22 protein-coding genes are annotated in these 15898 nt (G+C 56.8%); 3 read left to right on the top strand and 19 right to left on the bottom strand.

Annotated elements, in window-relative coordinates:
• Window positions 1-780 (top strand): DUF3800 domain-containing protein (locus ACXJ5O_RS06540; protein WP_457299185.1); only part of this gene is annotated, 780 nt, incomplete at its 5' end.
• Window positions 781-965: 185 nt separating this feature from the next.
• Here the strand turns inward: ACXJ5O_RS06540 and ACXJ5O_RS06535 are convergent.
• The 13 genes from ACXJ5O_RS06535 to ACXJ5O_RS06475 all read right to left on the bottom strand — a co-directional run bounded on the left by ACXJ5O_RS06535 (window position 966) and on the right by ACXJ5O_RS06475 (window position 11834).
• Entirely contained in the window at window positions 966-1334 is a 369-nt protein-coding gene (locus ACXJ5O_RS06535; protein ID WP_457299184.1) for a DUF1515 family protein, read from the bottom strand.
• The gene (locus ACXJ5O_RS06530) at window positions 1331-1465 is read right to left on the bottom strand and encodes a hypothetical protein (RefSeq protein WP_457299183.1); all 135 of its coding nucleotides are present in this window, start codon (window positions 1463-1465) and stop codon (window positions 1331-1333) included. The genes ACXJ5O_RS06535 and ACXJ5O_RS06530 overlap by 4 nt, the downstream gene beginning before the upstream one ends.
• Before the next feature lie 85 nt (window positions 1466-1550).
• On the bottom strand, window positions 1551-1994 hold the full coding sequence (locus ACXJ5O_RS06525) for a hypothetical protein (protein ID WP_457299182.1): 444 nt from the start codon (window positions 1992-1994) through the stop codon (window positions 1551-1553).
• A 3-nt stretch (window positions 1995-1997) separates the two neighbouring features.
• Window positions 1998-2630, bottom strand: coding sequence for a lysozyme (locus ACXJ5O_RS06520; RefSeq protein ID WP_457299181.1), 633 nt, complete (start codon window positions 2628-2630; stop codon window positions 1998-2000).
• The gene (locus tag ACXJ5O_RS06515) at window positions 2527-2850 is read right to left on the bottom strand and encodes a DUF7940 domain-containing protein (RefSeq protein WP_457299180.1); all 324 of its coding nucleotides are present in this window, start codon (window positions 2848-2850) and stop codon (window positions 2527-2529) included. Before ACXJ5O_RS06515 ends, ACXJ5O_RS06520 begins: the two co-directional genes overlap by 104 nt.
• A gap of 107 nt (window positions 2851-2957) precedes the next feature.
• Window positions 2958-3446 (bottom strand): DUF4376 domain-containing protein, encoded by a 489-nt coding sequence (locus ACXJ5O_RS06510; RefSeq protein ID WP_457299179.1) that lies wholly within the window; start codon window positions 3444-3446, stop codon window positions 2958-2960.
• 12 nt (window positions 3447-3458) lie between these two features.
• On the bottom strand, window positions 3459-4583 hold the full coding sequence (locus ACXJ5O_RS06505; protein WP_457299178.1) for a hypothetical protein: 1125 nt from the start codon (window positions 4581-4583) through the stop codon (window positions 3459-3461).
• The gene (locus ACXJ5O_RS06500) at window positions 4583-4798 is read right to left on the bottom strand and encodes a hypothetical protein (protein WP_457299177.1); all 216 of its coding nucleotides are present in this window, start codon (window positions 4796-4798) and stop codon (window positions 4583-4585) included. Before ACXJ5O_RS06500 ends, ACXJ5O_RS06505 begins: the two co-directional genes overlap by 1 nt.
• Window positions 4799-4865: 67 nt before the next feature.
• A complete protein-coding gene (locus tag ACXJ5O_RS06495) occupies window positions 4866-7940 on the bottom strand; it encodes a phage tail protein (RefSeq protein ID WP_457299176.1) in 3075 nt (1024 codons plus the stop codon).
• On the bottom strand, window positions 7940-8368 hold the full coding sequence (locus tag ACXJ5O_RS06490; RefSeq protein ID WP_457299175.1) for a DUF6950 family protein: 429 nt from the start codon (window positions 8366-8368) through the stop codon (window positions 7940-7942). Before ACXJ5O_RS06490 ends, ACXJ5O_RS06495 begins: the two co-directional genes overlap by 1 nt.
• On the bottom strand, window positions 8365-8991 hold the full coding sequence (locus ACXJ5O_RS06485; protein ID WP_457299174.1) for a hypothetical protein: 627 nt from the start codon (window positions 8989-8991) through the stop codon (window positions 8365-8367). The genes ACXJ5O_RS06490 and ACXJ5O_RS06485 overlap by 4 nt, the downstream gene beginning before the upstream one ends.
• Window positions 8992-9648: a hypothetical protein gene (locus ACXJ5O_RS06480; RefSeq protein ID WP_457299173.1), complete on the bottom strand. Its 657-nt coding sequence runs from the start codon at window positions 9646-9648 to the stop codon at window positions 8992-8994.
• Window positions 9649-9650: 2 nt separating this feature from the next.
• A complete protein-coding gene (locus ACXJ5O_RS06475) occupies window positions 9651-11834 on the bottom strand; it encodes a phage tail length tape measure family protein (protein WP_457299172.1) in 2184 nt (727 codons plus the stop codon).
• A gap of 62 nt (window positions 11835-11896) precedes the next feature.
• On the opposite strand from ACXJ5O_RS06475, the gene ACXJ5O_RS06470 reads away from it, so the two are divergent.
• The gene (locus tag ACXJ5O_RS06470; protein ID WP_457299171.1) at window positions 11897-12181 is read left to right on the top strand and encodes a hypothetical protein; all 285 of its coding nucleotides are present in this window, start codon (window positions 11897-11899) and stop codon (window positions 12179-12181) included.
• Between the two features lie 2 nt (window positions 12182-12183).
• On the opposite strand, the gene ACXJ5O_RS06465 is transcribed toward ACXJ5O_RS06470, so the two are convergent.
• From ACXJ5O_RS06465 to ACXJ5O_RS06450, 4 genes are read right to left on the bottom strand one after another with little or no spacing between them, the layout of a single operon-like run.
• Window positions 12184-12546, bottom strand: coding sequence for a phage tail assembly chaperone (locus tag ACXJ5O_RS06465; RefSeq protein ID WP_457299186.1), 363 nt, complete (start codon window positions 12544-12546; stop codon window positions 12184-12186).
• Window positions 12546-12965, bottom strand: coding sequence for a hypothetical protein (locus tag ACXJ5O_RS06460; RefSeq protein ID WP_457299170.1), 420 nt, complete (start codon window positions 12963-12965; stop codon window positions 12546-12548). The genes ACXJ5O_RS06465 and ACXJ5O_RS06460 overlap by 1 nt, the downstream gene beginning before the upstream one ends.
• Window positions 12966-13013: 48 nt before the next feature.
• Window positions 13014-13502 (bottom strand): phage tail tube protein, encoded by a 489-nt coding sequence (locus ACXJ5O_RS06455; RefSeq protein ID WP_457299169.1) that lies wholly within the window; start codon window positions 13500-13502, stop codon window positions 13014-13016.
• A 58-nt stretch (window positions 13503-13560) separates the two neighbouring features.
• Entirely contained in the window at window positions 13561-13980 is a 420-nt protein-coding gene (locus tag ACXJ5O_RS06450; RefSeq protein WP_457299168.1) for a phage tail terminator-like protein, read from the bottom strand.
• A gap of 19 nt (window positions 13981-13999) precedes the next feature.
• On the opposite strand from ACXJ5O_RS06450, the gene ACXJ5O_RS06445 reads away from it, so the two are divergent.
• On the top strand, window positions 14000-14209 hold the full coding sequence (locus ACXJ5O_RS06445) for a hypothetical protein (RefSeq protein WP_457299167.1): 210 nt from the start codon (window positions 14000-14002) through the stop codon (window positions 14207-14209).
• Here the strand turns inward: ACXJ5O_RS06445 and ACXJ5O_RS06440 are convergent.
• On the bottom strand, window positions 14187-14633 hold the full coding sequence (locus tag ACXJ5O_RS06440) for an HK97 gp10 family phage protein (RefSeq protein WP_457299166.1): 447 nt from the start codon (window positions 14631-14633) through the stop codon (window positions 14187-14189). The two genes, ACXJ5O_RS06445 and ACXJ5O_RS06440, sit on opposite strands and share 23 nt — an antisense overlap.
• Complete coding sequence (locus tag ACXJ5O_RS06435) at window positions 14633-15679, bottom strand: phage minor head protein (protein WP_457299165.1); 1047 nt, start codon at window positions 15677-15679, stop codon at window positions 14633-14635. Before ACXJ5O_RS06435 ends, ACXJ5O_RS06440 begins: the two co-directional genes overlap by 1 nt.
• Window positions 15680-15898 lie beyond the last annotated feature (219 nt).

The following is a 15898-nucleotide window of genomic DNA, read 5'->3' as shown; positions in this document are numbered from 1 at the left end:
ATCGACGCAGTTGGCGGTACGGAATGGTTCACTGTTGGATGCGTAGTCATCAAAGCGGACAAAGAGGCCAACACGGTTGAGTATGTGAAGCGTATCAGGCAGTTGGTAGCCGCAAGACAACGGCCTGACCTCCACTATCGCCATCTAAAGCCTTGGCACCGCTCCCTAGCTTGCTCAGAACTGGCCAAGGAGGACATTCGGGCATTCGTGGTCGTCTCCAATAAGAAAAATATGAGACAGTACCGAAATCACCGCGCCGAAGCATGGTCAAAGCATCCCAACAACTGGTTCTACAACTATTGCACTCGAATATTGCTGGAGCGCGTTTCCCAGTGGATAGAGCGGCGATCGATCATCGACCACTCAGAGCCTCGAAAAGTTAAGCTCGTGTTCAGCCGTCGCGGCGGTCACTCCTACAGACATGTTGAAACTTACGCGGAACTTCTCTCTATCCAGTCATCTAAGGGAACGATGTTTCAGAAGACACGTACCCCACGATTCTCCGTGTTGGACCACAGGTTGATAGATGTGATCGAACACAACAGGAGTGCCGGCCTTCAGATGGCGGATATTGTAGCGAGCGCCTTTTACAACGCCGCAAACACTCAGAATGCAAAAAACTGGGACCTCACGCCCGCCAAATCGCTCAAACCGCGTATCGCTCATTTCGACAACGAACAACGCAATCAAGGCGTGACCTTGTTGCCTTGGCACGTCGCCGACGGTGATTTAACAGCGGACCAGAAATCAATATTTCAGTTCTACGGGTACAAAATATAGGCGGCAGGCCTTGGCCTTGTTACCATCGGGCGCTTGTAGGCTGTCATCCAGTGGACAACCGTCGCTTCGACTGCTTCCCATATTTCAGAGAAGCCCAAGAGAACTCCAACGTATCCTGCCAAATAGGATTCTAGTCTCATCATCTTAGAAGGCAAGAAGTAAATCAACGACCAGATCCCCAACTATCATTTGTGAAATATTTTTGAAATCCACTCGATCGAGCTGGCAAGGCTGATACCGAGTGCCGTGCAGGCAATCCCGACGACGCCTAGTCCACCCAACCCCACGGCCCGCCATTGCTTCACCTGGTCAGTGACTTTTTTGCTATCCTTGACCTGGTCAGTGATGGTGGCGATATCGGTCTTGATGTCGCCGACTTCGTTGACGATATCGTCCATCCTCCGATGAACAATCGCGCGCTTTTCATCGGCTTCGCGGTTCTCGGCAAAGGCCCGCCGTTCCGACGCCTCCATGTCACGGCGAAGCCCCTGCACTTCGGCAGTGAGCGCTCCGATCGACTTGTAGATGTCATTGAGTGAGAGATCGACCATCATTGCGCCTTTGCCCAATCATCCATGAAGCGGTTGCACCGATCGATCTGCGCATCAATAAGGTCAGCATTGTAGAGCCAGCGGTATTGCGTGGAACGGTTTTTGTCACCGATCTGCGGATAGACGCGAAGCATATGCCTTTCGCACTCCGCCGGCTTCTTTGGTACAAAAGGCCGTGCTGCCAACATACCTTGAATGGTAGCTGCCGCGATTACCTGCTTAGTTTGCTTTTGTTCGATGGTCTCGCACCCACTGATCGTCATCAGCAGTCCAAGTGCTGCCGGGAGTAGTGTCGCCGCGAATAGTCTCTTCAAGTTTGTCATCTGTCACCTTCTTCGCTGCTGCTGCCACTGCTGCACGCTGTTGTGCTTGGTCCTGAAGTTGCGCCGCCCTGAGCGTGTTTTGTCTTTCACGGTCAAGCTGTGCATTCAGGGCAGTTATTTCGGAGAGTTGGACGTATCCGGCCCGTGCAGCCGCTGCGGCCTTGGCGGACTCGCTTGCCACCCTGCCCGTTGCAAGCTCGCCAATGACGGGGATGGAACCAATGAAGGGAATGTCTCGTATGAGAGGCACACCCTCATAAATGCCAAGCATGAGGAAAAAAGACGCTGCAGCGCCAAGCGCACCAAATACGGCGGCTTTGATGGATTCGAGGATACCCATCGGCTAGAGCCCCGAAACGCATAGTTCGGCTTCACCAAGGCGCTCCTTGTCGCCCATCTCACGACGTAGGACTAAGCCATTGACGATGCGACCGCCGGCACGGTTGAACGCCGTCTGGGCTTCACAGGCTTGTCGGTATTTGCCTGCCGTGGTAAGACTCGCCGCTGTCGATCGTTTGGCAGCCGAAACACCGAAGTTGTAGGCACCGGAAAGAAGAGAGGCCTGCAATGACACAGGAGCCTCGACATAGCCTTTCACACCGTCAACCAGCGGAAGGTAATAGTCATTGATGACACGAACCTTCAGCATGGCCAGGCACTCTGCCGGCGTGAAGCTCATTCCGGCTGTAACAGGCTTGCCGTTGATCCGGGTCTCGCCGTAGCAGATATCCCAGATTTTGGCGAAGCTGTCCCAATGGGACTGGAGAACTAGACCTTCCCAAGGAATGATCAGTTTATTGACAGCCAGTTCGACGGCCGGAGGCGTGATGCCCTGCTCGATCGCCGCATGAACGCTTGCCGGAGTGATCCGGTCAGGGGAGAAAAACGCTAACCAGCCAGTGGCAGAAGCGGATAAAATAACTGCGGCGATGGCGGCCTTTGCGCGGCTGCTTGACCTGATCTTGTTGATTGGCATCTTCATTACCTTTCAGATTGTTTTGAGCGATGAGGCGGGCAACGAAGGCAGCGGCGACCGCAAAGAGGGTCAGTACGGCAAACAGGCGCTGCGGGATTGGTAGAAGGCCGTCGAGCAACGGAAGAGCGGCCTCAATGCCGGACAGCAGACCGGCAAGCAGGATCAGGCGCACCGACCACGCTTTGCGCAGCACAGATCGCCAGTCGTCTATGAGACGCATGGTTATTTCCTTTTCGGAGATTGCCGGTATTCTGCAGGCGCTGGCCTCTGCCGAGACAGCAAAGCGGCCCGGTCTATCGTCACTTGCGGTACGGTAGATCGGGCTTTTTACAGACCTGTCGAAGGCCAGTTGGTGTCATCGGCAAAGTCGGCCGGGATAGGATCGAGGGCCTTAAGCGCCCACGAGGCGGCATAGACATCCGATACGAATGCCGAAGATTGCAGGAAGAGATTGATGATCTGTGCCGACGTTAGGTCATGATCGGCATTGTCGCCATCGCGAAACAGCGTCGTGGTGCTCGTATCGCCGCTGGCCATACGGAGTTGGGCCACACTGAAAAGCGCTTGCAGATTGCGGGCATCTTCTTCCCGGCCGGTGATCTTCATTCCGTCAATGATCTTACCGGCCTCGATGCGACGCCGCCTTTCAACATTGACGGCTTCGCTGGAAATGGCAAGAACGAAAGGTGCATTTGCTTCCGCGACCAAGCTTTCAACCGTCTGCGCTTCGCGCCCAACGAACAACCCGTCAGTTACGTGCATCCACTGGTTGGCTTCCCCATCGACAGGCGTAAAATCTTCTATCGTGTATGTCATTTGCTTTGACCTTTATGTTGCCGGGCGGGTGCGAAGAAAAAGAATGCCATAGGCGACCGTGCCACCCCGCACATTCTGGACCTGGTAACGCCCAAACGACGACTCATAGAAGACGTTTGTAAATCCTGCTTGGTTGGGGGTGCCTGGCGAAAACGTACCGCCAACATTGGCTATCATACCCACCTGTCCGCCGCCGCAAGCGAAGACGCCGACGCCCCCGTTATTGAAGTCATTGACGATGAGGAGACCCGACCCCACGCTATAAAGAACACCGCCGCCATTTGTGATCGATACGCTTCCGGCCGCGTCAAGCTGATAAACGTTGTTATTGGGTGAGGCCAATCCAAGCCCGCTGGTCATGGGAATGGAGCCGTTAGGATTGATCGGCGTATATCCAAGCGCTGCTTGCTTACCGGCAAGCGCCGCCGCCTGTGCCGTCGAAACCGGCTTGTTCGCATCGGTTGTATTGTCGACGTTTCCAAGGCCAACGTCCGCTTTGACAAGTGAGAGCGCAGTCTTTTGCGCAGCCGCGTCAGCCGCGCCCGCTAAAGCACGCCCGGCCGCCGTTAGATCGAACAAGGCTGCGGCGGTACCGCTTGTGAAATAGACGCCCTTGTTGGCTGCTGGCGTCAGGCCAAGCATCGAACGTGCCCAAGCTTTGAAATCAACCAAATCCATGGTGTTCGCGCCGGTGCCGTATGGAAGCTTGTCAGCCGCCATTGTCAGACCGAGAAACGACCGCGCCCAAGTCTTAAAATCAACAAGCGCCATGGTGCTTGCGCCAGTGAAATACGGCAGCTTGTCAGCGGCGGCAGTGAGCCCGGAGAACGCCGTCAAGATCGGCTGGCTAAGCAATTTCCGAACCTGCGTCAGAAGCGCGATAAAGCGGGAATCTGCCTGATACCGAATGAAATACGGCGTGCCCGCAGCAAGCGTCGGCCCACGCCAGTTGTCGAGCAGGGTGATCCCGCCGTCGCTGTCGACGGTATCGATCCGCGCGAGCGGGTAGCCATCAACGCCGAACTGATCGCCCTTCTCAAGCCCGGCCGTTGTCCACAGCGTCAAGACGCCTGTAAGCGCCTTGGTGCCGGTCGTGATCGCGATCGTGCCGACTTGGTAGTCTGGATTGTCGGCCATCAGTTTGCCTTTCCGCCCGGCTTCGGTGCCTCGGGCGGCGCGAACTTGGCAAGCTCTTCCCTCACCTCGGCAAGGCCGGTTACTGCGATCTGAAGTTCGCCGTTTAGCCGCTGGATTTCCTGCGCCAGGACAAGCGACCTGTTGCGATAGAACTCATTGAGAGCCATTGCTTCATTGAGTGCGGCTTCAGGTGCGATCTGGATACGTTCGGACATGGGTTCTCCTTCCCGCGATCGAGCGGGCTTTATGCAGGGTTGAGCGTTGAAGTGCGGCCCGCCTGGATCAGCGGTTCCACCAAAGGGAGGTCAGCTTGACGTTTCTAACGTCGGTTAGGCCCGCGGTTCCTCCAGGGTTCTGAGTAATCCGGAATGTGTTGTTGCCTACCGCATTCTGACCGTTGAAAAATAGTGTATCTACGATGCGAGCCAGGCCGGAGCCGAAGTGTCCGAAACCTTTGGAAAGCACAACAACACCAGTCGTGAGGTTGGTAACGGTTATCGAGGGATCGCCCCCGCTGGAATTATAGTTGTACGACAAATCGATATTGAGCTGGATCATCGAGCGGTTCGCCGCCAGCATGTTCAGCGTTCTATCGTAAGATATTTGTCCACTACCGGGATTAAGATTGACAGTTGGCGACACATCACTTTGAGATACAGAATCAATGCCGAGGTTTGATGTTCCAACGATCAGCGAGCCGATGACGGCCGAGCTGATATCGACGGCGCCCAACGTTGCAGACAGAGCAGAGAGCGTGTTGACCCTCAGTTCATCAGCAAACAGCACACCGCCGCTGATGATAAACGGGCGGCGCTTGGTGGCACCATTGACGACATAGAACGTGTCGGCCGTGATGCCGAACTCACTTGTTCCGCCGGCAATGGCACTCAGGAAGAACGCAGCCTGAGACGTAGCCCCGAGACCAGTGGCCGAAACACTGAACCCGATCGTTGCCAGCGCCCCGGCAGCAGTTGCCTCAACCGTTGTCCTGAATAGACCGTTGGCAGAGAAATTGCCGACCGTCGCAGTCAATGCGCTCACAGAACTCGAAACAGCCGTCAGCGTGCCGTTTATCGTGGTGATCGATGCCGAGTTCGTATTTGTGATCTGAGCGATGGCATCAAGGCCGGTCACTGGATCATGCACCTCTGCGGTCAATTGCGTGACCTGCAGAACCATTGCCGCGGTATCGGATGCAACGACGGTTATCTGTTGCGAGAACGACGCGCTGAAGTCCCCGACGGTCGCGGTGATCAGCTTTATATCGTCAAACGATTGCGCACTGGATTCGGCGGCAAGAGCTATTATCCGCGCGCGCTCATCCCTGTCGAATGAAAGGGACTGTGCAATCCAGTCGAGTTTGCCGTTCAGGCTGGCAAGCACTGAATCGACCATGCCGGGAAGGAAGACATCGCCCTCGCCGAGCCGAACATCATCCGTGGTCACATCGATCAGATCAGACCAGGTGAAGTTCTTGCCGATATTCGAGATGAAGATGCCGCGAACCTGATAGTCGGTGTTCGGCGTGAAGACAGCGACAAGCTTGGTCGAATACTGCTCATCGAGCGGCGCGCCATAGGGCATCTCGCCATCGAACCATAGTCCACCGGTATCCTTCTGATAAACCTGGACACGGATCCGATCGACACCGTCTTGATCGCCGGCATAGAACACCTCGATCGTCGGGCGGCGCGGACCGCTGCCATCATCCAGCGTAGCAGGAAGAGCCTGCCAGCCGAACATCGGATGGGAGGGATTAACGATAGGACCGACCGGACCAACAGAAACCGGAACCTGTTCATCAGTCGACCAGTCATAGTCGGACGGATCGATTTCCTTCAGAACGACGAGCTGATTGAAGCTGCGCTCACCATCTATCCGGACAACAAGAAATTTCTTGTTGCTGTAGCCGTTCCGAACCGATGTCCACGAAACAACGTCATTCGGCTCAAGCGTCCAGGCATCCGGCGGAAGGTAGAACGAATGGACACGGAAGCGCCGATCTTCCTCGATCAGCAGTTTCATCAGCCGCTGGACCTGAACCGGGAAAGGAACAGCTTCGAAGGTTACGCCCGAAGCGAGACGACGGTTACCATCTGCTGATTCCAGATCAGTCGAATAGCGTGCCGGCGCATCCTTCGTTGCCCATTTCTCAAGCGGTTCCGGATAGGTAGCCTCAATCCCGTTATAGGTGGCATCGAGGCCGGGAAACGGCGTGAAGTTCTGACCCTTGGTGACAAGGATGTCATCATCGCTGAACGAATAGACAGCGGCGCCAGGTGCGCCAACCAACATCTTGAAGACACCGCCAACCTCGGCGATACGACCGTTGCAAGCCTTCTTCAGCTTATCGATGACGTCGAGCGGCACCATATCGCAGTTGATCTCGGTACCGCAGCGGAACTGCTTTTCCGAACCGCCACCGGCAAGCGGGATCAGCCGGTCGCATTCATTCGCCGCAACCATCCAGTTCGAAGCGGGTAAGCGAAAAGCCCGAAGGTTTTGACCGCCATATATCCATTCAGTGCCGTAATAGACGCCGCGGATGAAGTTATAAATCAGAACGACAGGATTATCGGAAGGCTCCCATGTCGCGCGGTTGTCCCAACGATGTGAGCCGGAACCGCCAGCGGTCGAATCCTTGCGGACGTCATACCAAGCGGTAACCGGAGCTTCGCAAAGATAGGTCGGCTGGTTCGGGAACAAGTCCTGATTGAGGCGTGCCGTCGCGATGAAATAAGGGCAGCCGCGGCCGATCATCGTTGACTTGTACGGGCGGTCCGGATCCGTGCTGAACTTGGCCAGCAGGAACGTATCGGCCGCTGTTTGCGTGCCATCGTAATACTTGAACCAGAGATAGTCCTTGCCGTCTTTGCGGAACTCCAGAACCGGATAACCCTGCTCGACCGGTGTTTCACCCCAGAGGACAGTAACTTTTTGGTCGACAACCCAGAACGCGGGCTGACCAGGCGCGGGAATATTCCCGATCTCAACGACATCGGTCAGATAGGCGTTCGGCGTCTTGCCGTCCTTGCCCCACGCGCCGATGTATTTACGCTTGCCCGAGGTCGCGGTTGTCCCGGCTGTGAACGACATCGGCTTGTCGTCGCCCATCTGGACGGTAAGCTTGACGCCTTGCGTCTGCGCTGCCTGTTCCTGCTCCCCAAAGAGCGCCTGCGAGAGCAGGGAAACGCCATAGGCTATGCCCGCGCCGATCAGGTAGGTTACGACCGCGCCTGCCGTCGTGGCAGCGAATGCGGCGCCGAACAAGGCAATCGTGATTGGCTCCGCATGGGCGAGCGAAAGCCCCGCCAACATGAACCATGCCGCGGTCAGGAAAATACCAATGCTTTTCATTATCCGACCTTGAAGGCTCTCTTGGCTTTGAGCAGATCCATAGTTCCGACACCTTCGGGGCGAAGCACGAACACGCGCTCACCATTAACGACGCCGAGCGCAAACCCGAACGGGCTGTCCATCTCATAGGCGACGATATCGCCGAGGCTGGCTTCAGACGGGTGAATTTCCGGCAGGAACGAAGCGACCAGATCGGCAAGGTTGTCGAACCCTGCCTTTTTCATGACCTTGAGAGCGCCCGCCGCCGTCTTGTACTTGCCCTGATATTTGACTGTCAGGTCTTCGCCAGTGATGGCATAGACCAGCCGACCGGCGAGACCGGGCCCGCAATCGTGCTGTTCAGACCAATCGAACGGAACGAACTTGATCTCATCAATGGCGGCTTCGAAGCGGGAACGCCAGTTCGGCAGACGGGTAAGTTCGATCATGACGCCTTCTGCCCCCAAGGTACGTTCCATGACGACAGAGTGCTTGAATAAAGCCCCCACTCATCGCCGCTGCGCCGCTTCTGTCCTTCGAACGAACTCTTGCTCGGATTGGTGCGGTTCAACATACTGATCGCATCCGAGTTCAATTCGAGCTGGATCGAGCCTTCGTCGCCGACGGCCGGCGTATCGAACGGATTGCCGTTGACCTCGCCCATGAAGACGACTTCCGGGTTAGCCGATGCGATCTTCGTCAAAGGGTCGAACGTGACTTCGTATATGTCAGCCTTGGCGAGCCGCAGATCGTATTCCCGCGCGATCTCCTGGACCGCTATGGCGATTTGAGACAGGTCGACGGTCACGGTCTGGATGGTCAGGTCGGAGACGCGAGGAATAGGCCCGATGTTGAGGTTCTGCGCGCCGATGAAGTCATGATTGACGATGACGCCGGTATTGCGATCGGGAACGCCGATTGTGATTACATCGTCGCCAGACCAGAAGCCGCGATCAAAGGGCAGACCGGTCGAACGATCGATTGCCTCCACCAAAATGAACTGGCGAGGAACCAAGCCTTGATCCCGAGCAGCCGCTAGCGCAGCCGCCATTTCAGCGCTGATGTCTTTCATTTATCGCTTCTCGATCACTTTGAAACCGGCACCCGAGGTCAAGAGCCCTGCCCCTGACCCTGGGTTCGATGTGCCCGGCGAGATGAAAACCTTGCAGGCGGGCTTTGCCAGCGTCACGACGTCATTCACCGCAACGCCGGTCGGAGCATTCGGGAACACTTCGAATTCGGAGGTTATGCCGCCACCGCTTGCCGTCACGATATCGTCGGACACCTCGAGGAAGGCATTGCGGACAGGTGACGTCGCATAGGCGATCTGCAGCTTGTCGGCGAGGGTCAGGACATATCCTGCCGGCAATCCCTTCAGGCTGATCGTGCGCCCACCGGTACCGATGCTGTTGATCCGCACCGCCGCCGCGCCGAGAATCGAACCGTCAGGATCCGCTTGCGGGTATTTCGACAGCGGATCGTAGAGATAAAACAGTTCTTGAGCGCCATGCAGTTTGCGAACACGCGCCGCTATCTGCTTCAAATCGTTGCTGTCGCCGGTGTTCAGTTTGACGTCGCCAGTCCAGAGCGGCGGCGCAAGTTCAGCCTGCCAGACCCGCCCGTCGCCGGTACCGGACAATTCATCATTGCGCTGGATGTCCCAGGTCACGGACTCGATATCGAGCTGATCGGCCAGCACCGAAAGAGCGTATGGATAGGTAATCGCCATCTTTAACGCTTCCTCGGTGCCATTTTGATCTCATTCAAGCGATCAGGCAGTTCCCGCTTGCTGAACGTCTTGACGCGCGCATCCGCCTGTTGAGCCCCGGCTTCCGACCCCGCCTGTTTGGCAATGACGACGAGCTTGCCGTCATCATCGACAGAGACGTTGATGTCGATCGCGACACAAGCATTACTGTTGGATGCCGGGCTGTTCTGATTGGCCGATGGCGTCACCGGAGCGACATAGCCGCCAGATGCGTATCCCTTTGCCCGGTTGTGCATTGCTTCCAGATTGCCGACACCGATGCGGGAAGTCGCCTTCTTGGAGAAGACATACTCGCCGCCATGAACGATGCCCGCGGCCTGGTTGGCCGCACCATTGCCGGTATAACCGCCCGAATCGAACAGCCCCGCGCCTGGCGTCACCTTGAACGAGGACCCGTCACCGAACAACTTGCCGAGGAAGCCGAGGGCGCCCCCTCCGCCTCCCGCCTGATTGGCAGCGAACAGGGAGTTGACGAGATCGTCCTGAAGCTTGTCAACGATCTTATTGATGACGTTCAATGCGGCATCACCAAAGGATTTCCACAGACCCTCGCCGCTCTCCAAACCGGAACGCAGGTCGGACAGGAAGCCGCTTGTCGCGTCCTTCGCATCGTCCATCGCTTCTTTAGCCTTTTTTGTTGCCTCGGTCTGCTGGTTCTGAGCAGCGGTTGCGGCTGCCAAGGATGTTGCGGTCTCTTTGATCTGCGCATTGAGTTCCGGCGTGATCGCCTTCTTTTCCTTCTCAGCAGCATTGAGAAGGTCAGCCGACGCTTTGGCCTTGGCGACAGAGAAGCCATAATCGTTGATCAACGGGTTTAAACCCGCCTGCGCCGTGGTTTCAGCCTCGATCGCCTTGGTACGAGCTTTCATCGACTGAAGGGCGTTTGCATAGACGTCCTCCGATGACTTTGCCTTTTTCGGCTTGGTCCATGTGCCGCCCGGATACATGCTTTCGGTCGAAGGACGTTCTTCGGGAACCGCTGGACTGCCCGGAACGAAGTTGCGGACTGCCCGGGTGTTGCCATTCTCGTCAATGAACGTCTGGCTTGCCGCCGTCGTTCGGTTCTGAATATCCGATTGAAGGCTTGCAGCCGTGTTCAATTGCTTGCCGGCCTGACTGCCGAACTGCGCCAATACGGCCAAAGCGCCGCGAACGGAACCAGAAAGAGTTTCGAACGCCGTTGCAAACGTACCGATTTCCTCAAATCCCGTCGTGGCAGCGGCTTTGGTTGCCTCACCCTGGACACGCTGGAAGTCATCGGCAGTCGCGATACCGGCCGTAACCTTCTGCTGCAGACCGACATAGGCAACGCCGAGATCATGCAGCGGTGCCTGCGCACTGTTCGCCGACATGTTCAGGATGCCGATGATGTCTGTATTGTCGGACGAGAACTTTTCGAGTGAGCCCTTGATATCGGCAAGCGTCGCGCTGGTCCGCTCGGCAAGAACATCCTTCAGGTCGCCAACGTTCCGCGCGCGCTCGAGCTGGTCAACATAAGCCTGGAGAGCGGGAACAGCATCGCCCCATGCCTTGGCTGTCCGGTCGAGAAGATCCTGCTGCTTCTTCAGCGTTTCCTCCGCGGCTGGACCGCTCGACAAAAGGCTTGAGAAATACTGGATCGCAGCGCCACCGGCAGCGATAAGACCGAGCGTCAATAGGCTGGCAGGGCTCAATACCGACGCGAAAGCACCGCCAACGGCGCCGAGGACCCCGCGCAAACCCTGTCCGCCGAATATCTGGTTCAACTGCGTACCCTGTTGGATCGCTATCAACCATGGCGAAGTACCCGAGGCCAACTGGACGCCGATATCGTTAAGCTGTGACGCAACGTTTCCGGTCTGCCCGGCGAGAGAGCGTTGCGCGCCGGTCAGCTTTGTGACGGTCGACGCCGCATTCTGGTTTGCAGCCGCATACATACKGACCGCAGCAGCAGTCTTGTTTGCAGCCGAAGCTTCCTCGACCAGGGCGGATGTATGTGCGTTAGCCGCTTGGGAAGCCACAGCGCCCGCTTTGCTGGAAGATGGCCCGATTGCTGAAGTAGCGGCTTCGACGCGTTCAGCGGCGGCGGTTAGCCGGTCGAGTGCCTTCGCGGTCTGTTCGATGCCATTGGCTTTGGCTTCTACGCCCAATGTGGCAATGTCTGGCATCGGGCTTTACCTTTCGGATAATCGTGCGATATCTTCCCGCTCCATTGCGGAGAGGGGAAATCATGGAAGGTTGGTTGAAGGGTTTGATCGCTGTCGCTTGCGTCGTGGTGATCGCTGGCGGCGGATATTTCGGATTTACGCAATATCAGGATTATGCAACCCGAAAAGAGCGGTCCGAACGACGTGCCGGCGCAGAGGATGAACTATTCCGGCTGGCGCAGACCGATCGCTCTCATCCGGAGAAGGTAAGAGAGTTCTGCAAGGGTATCAGCATCAACGAGCAACTGAAGGCCAACGAAGTCGCCATGGGTGTCGTGAACAACTGCAGGATACTCGGATATCTCTGAGATCATGCCCGCTTGACGGCTCGGCGTTCCGTGGCTGCGCCCCTGATCCGGAGTTTGGCTTCCTGTACGTCCGCTTCCGAAGCCGGAGCGTCACCGGCTACCTGTCCGCCCGATTTGCTCATCACCGCCAAGACGGCCTGATCCATTCGAAGAATCACCGATAGTTCCCAGGGCGAAATGATGGCACCGGTCAACCGACAGAATGCTTCGATATCGAGGAAACTGATCGGATTGGGCACGAATCCCTTCGATCGGGTGTTGTGCAACGCCACGAACCAATCCCAGATATAATCCGTATAGTCAGGCGGATCCGGGATTGGATCATTCTTGCGGCGGGGAGCGAAATGCGCCCTCGCGAAGCTGATCAGTTCTTCGGCGAGGGCTTCGTGAAATGCGCGTCTTCGTCCGCGGCTTTGTCGATCTGCTCGGCAATGAAGAAATATTTCGGCTGACTGATGATATCGAGTACTGCATCCGCAGTGCATTCGATCGCAACGCCTTCGCGCGTCATGTTCCATGATACCGTAGCAGCAGCCACAATTTCATTGGTCTTTTCTTCGATCTCTTCGGCTGTGCCGACCTTCTTCGGGTTCTTCTTGCCCTCACGAATGGCGGCATTTGAGAGACGGCGCTGCACGCGCTTCACCCGTTCGGAACGATAGGAGCAAACGCCGACGACAAGGCCGGTCTTTTCACCCGAGATCGGATGGAGGATTTCGAGTTGGAACGGCTGATCGAAGTCGAACGAGACTTCTTTGTCGAATGCGGCAATATCGAATGTCATGTGAAACTCCGTTGGGAAAGTGGCCGGCGGTTAACCGGCCATATTGGATTAAGCGAGGGCGGCGTCGACCGTCAGGATCTTGGTCGAGATGCCGATCGAGAACGTGCGGCGAAGCACATTGTCGCCGGTACCGACGTTCTTGCGGGCCGACATGACCAAGCCGCGGAAATAATCCACGCTGTTGTCATAGAGATCGCTTGGTGCGTCTTCGTACTCGACCTTGAAGTTGTACTGGAACTTCGTCTTTTCGGCCGCACGCATGGCGACCTGACCTGCGTCCAGCGGATCATCACCGACCACGAGAGCAATCGTTCCTGCATCGCGTGCCCCCTTGAGGTGGCGAACACGACCGTCACCAAGGGACTGGAATGTCACGTCGGCAGATTCGTCGCCGAACTCGCCGCCGTCTTCGACTTCCTTGACTTCAATCCATGTCAGGGCTTCGAACGCGGCGATTGCGCCGGCATCCGTGGTGTAGTCGATGGCGGTTGTCCCGCCGATGTAATATTTCGCACCTGTTGCCGTGGTAATGGCCATGGGTATTTCCTTTCATGAAAACCCCGAACGGGGCGGGTTAGACCGGAGTGTCCGGGTTTCAGTTAAAGCTTCGATAGAGGATGGTGACCGGAACGTTCACCTTGTCAGGCTCGATCATGGGAGCGCCGACAGAGGGTTTCGCATAGACCTTCAGCTTGACGCCGGAACCGTAGAGGATCGTCCCCTTGGCGAAGTGTGCCGCGACGAGCCCGGCTGTGTTCGTCGGCTTTATGACGCCCTGCCCGACCGGATAGATTGCCATGACCTGAATGATGCCCTGATGACGTGCCTTCGCATCGTTCGCCAAGCCGAGGTTGTCGGTCCGGTTCGGAATGAAATCGGCCTTGAGATAGGCAGCGTTCGCCGGAGGCGTGAATGCCAAGCCGGGATAGGACACGGGCAGTACCGGCGATATTACCAATGAGGTAAGCCGCGCGAACAGGATCTCAGCGATTGTGGCTTCAACAGTTGCGGCCATCGTGGTAATCCTTCCGGCAATGGCCGATAAACTGAATGATGAGCAAGCCTACGACCGGTTGTATGCCGCTCTCCTCGCCCTTGGCGGAGAGGAAGGTCAAACCGTTCGCGGCGATACCAGCCTGAAAGCTGCCAGGCAGGCCTTGGTCCTACTGCAGATGGGTTTGCTCAAGGCGATGGATGACGACAGCGACAGGAATGTTGCTATTAAAGCCCCAGGCGACGTTTGAGTTCGTTCGCCTTCGCCTCAACGATGCTGTCCCAACGCTGAACCGCTGATCGGACAAAAGCATCGGGCGCTTGCCCGTTCACCCCGTATTCGCGATGTCCGGCATAAGCAGCGGTGTAACCGATATAGAGCGTGTCATTGACATCGGCACCAAGGATCACCGCCTCGATCGAACCTCCGTCGTAAGCGTATTTCTGACCGTCGACCGGCTTTTTGTTCGAACTGATGGCAGGCATCGAAGCAGTCGAAGCCATGAGCGATGCCCGCAAAAATCCTGTATCAACTCGCATCCGGCCGCCGGCAGCGATGGGGGTTTGCATCTCGGAAACAACCTCTTGCACCGATTCCTTGAATATTGCCTCAACTGCACCGGGTATCTTCTCGGCGAAGGCTGCGACCTGGGCACTGAACGAAAGCTTTGCCATCAGATTATCCCGTAACCGCGAACGACTGAAGCAAGGTAATCCACCTTGTATTCCATATGGCAGCGGCAGCCGGATATCTCGCTGACGGGCGCCTGCGGATCACCAGGATAACGAAGAACAGCGCCGGACACGCTTTGAAACACGCCGTCGATCTCGACTGCCTTGCCGTTAAGAACGCGATGGGTATGGCGTACCCGCCCATCACCGGCCGATCGCCAGATCTTCTGGACATCAGATGCAGCAACCTTGCCGTTATCGATCTGCTGGCGCATCGCGTTCTGCCTGGCAGTGCCGAGCGCTGTCATGGTTTCGGTACGGGCAAGCATTTCGCCGCGAAGCTGAAGCAATCGGTCTGAATAGCGCCCTGTCATCCGTGCCACCGTCTCGGCAGGGATCGGCTTGCCCTCTTTGATCGCCTTCAACACGGTAGCGTCGAAGCGTTTGTCCCGGCGCTGCCTGGTCAGGTAGTTGCGTAGAAGAGATGTATCGCCCGAAAGCAGTTCGCCACGCGCCGAGGCGACAAAACGCTCCTGCGGCGACGTGAGGCCGATAATGCCACCTTCGCGCTTGCCAGAAACCCTGTTGATCCGGCCAACCACATCAAGCGCAGTCGATCGGGGGTTCCTGCCATCCGAAAGCCCGGTCTCAAGTGCCTGGCGGATCGCGACACGCTGATCGTCAACGATGCGGGTCACGAGCTGCGCCGAATGATCGCGAAGGAAAGCCTCACCCTCCGGATTGCGGACACCGAAGCGGAAGATCACACGATTGCCCTCAGGGTCTTTCAGTTTCGGCAGGTTCTCGACCAGACTGATTCCGCCCGAGTTGTAGGCTTCGGCAAGTGCCAGTTCCAACGCGGAGAATGCATCCCGATCAAGTTGGATTGCCTCGATCGCACCGGCGACGTCGCCACGCTCAAGGCGTTCAACCACGACGCGAAGGGTGACCTGCGATGTGATCGCATCGATACCCTGAAAGAATGCCTCGGCAAGGGCTGCATCGTACTTGTCGAGCAACTGGTCGAAGATGCTCCGATTGCTTGCCATCGTTAGAACTTTTCGCGTACTGAAAGAAATACAGTCATCGTAAGTTCCTCTCCGAGAAGCAAATGGCAGCCAAGAATTATTGKGTTAGCGAGTATTTTCATGTCATCGTTGACGTTGGGGATTCGAACCGGAGGGTCCTGTTCACTGATCTCTCAAAACAGTCGCTAAAAACTCAGTTCCTAGAGCCCTATAGGCGCGGTCAGAAAATCCTGCATCATC

The sequence above is a fragment of the Phyllobacterium sp. P5_D12 genome, from assembly GCF_054049495.1.
Note: the sequence above shows the minus strand (reverse complement) of the source record. Positions and strands in the feature narration are given on the sequence as shown.

Coding starts and splice junctions, on each gene's coding strand:
- ACXJ5O_RS06535 (WP_457299184.1), bottom strand. CDS start 1,334: ATGATGGTCGATCTCTCACTCAATGACATCTACAAGTCGATCGGAGCG.
- ACXJ5O_RS06530 (WP_457299183.1), bottom strand. CDS start 1,465: ATGCTTCGCGTCTATCCGCAGATCGGTGACAAAAACCGTTCCACGCAA.
- ACXJ5O_RS06525 (WP_457299182.1), bottom strand. CDS start 1,994: ATGGGTATCCTCGAATCCATCAAAGCCGCCGTATTTGGTGCGCTTGGC.
- ACXJ5O_RS06520 (WP_457299181.1), bottom strand. CDS start 2,630: ATGCCAATCAACAAGATCAGGTCAAGCAGCCGCGCAAAGGCCGCCATC.
- ACXJ5O_RS06515 (WP_457299180.1), bottom strand. CDS start 2,850: ATGCGTCTCATAGACGACTGGCGATCTGTGCTGCGCAAAGCGTGGTCG.
- ACXJ5O_RS06510 (WP_457299179.1), bottom strand. CDS start 3,446: ATGACATACACGATAGAAGATTTTACGCCTGTCGATGGGGAAGCCAAC.
- ACXJ5O_RS06505 (WP_457299178.1), bottom strand. CDS start 4,583: ATGGCCGACAATCCAGACTACCAAGTCGGCACGATCGCGATCACGACC.
- ACXJ5O_RS06500 (WP_457299177.1), bottom strand. CDS start 4,798: ATGTCCGAACGTATCCAGATCGCACCTGAAGCCGCACTCAATGAAGCA.
- ACXJ5O_RS06495 (WP_457299176.1), bottom strand. CDS start 7,940: ATGAAAAGCATTGGTATTTTCCTGACCGCGGCATGGTTCATGTTGGCG.
- ACXJ5O_RS06490 (WP_457299175.1), bottom strand. CDS start 8,368: ATGATCGAACTTACCCGTCTGCCGAACTGGCGTTCCCGCTTCGAAGCC.
- ACXJ5O_RS06485 (WP_457299174.1), bottom strand. CDS start 8,991: ATGAAAGACATCAGCGCTGAAATGGCGGCTGCGCTAGCGGCTGCTCGG.
- ACXJ5O_RS06480 (WP_457299173.1), bottom strand. CDS start 9,648: ATGGCGATTACCTATCCATACGCTCTTTCGGTGCTGGCCGATCAGCTC.
- ACXJ5O_RS06470 (WP_457299171.1), top strand. CDS start 11,897: ATGGAAGGTTGGTTGAAGGGTTTGATCGCTGTCGCTTGCGTCGTGGTG.
- ACXJ5O_RS06460 (WP_457299170.1), bottom strand. CDS start 12,965: ATGACATTCGATATTGCCGCATTCGACAAAGAAGTCTCGTTCGACTTC.
- ACXJ5O_RS06455 (WP_457299169.1), bottom strand. CDS start 13,502: ATGGCCATTACCACGGCAACAGGTGCGAAATATTACATCGGCGGGACA.
- ACXJ5O_RS06450 (WP_457299168.1), bottom strand. CDS start 13,980: ATGGCCGCAACTGTTGAAGCCACAATCGCTGAGATCCTGTTCGCGCGG.
- ACXJ5O_RS06445 (WP_457299167.1), top strand. CDS start 14,000: ATGGCCGATAAACTGAATGATGAGCAAGCCTACGACCGGTTGTATGCC.
- ACXJ5O_RS06440 (WP_457299166.1), bottom strand. CDS start 14,633: ATGGCAAAGCTTTCGTTCAGTGCCCAGGTCGCAGCCTTCGCCGAGAAG.
- ACXJ5O_RS06435 (WP_457299165.1), bottom strand. CDS start 15,679: ATGGCAAGCAATCGGAGCATCTTCGACCAGTTGCTCGACAAGTACGAT.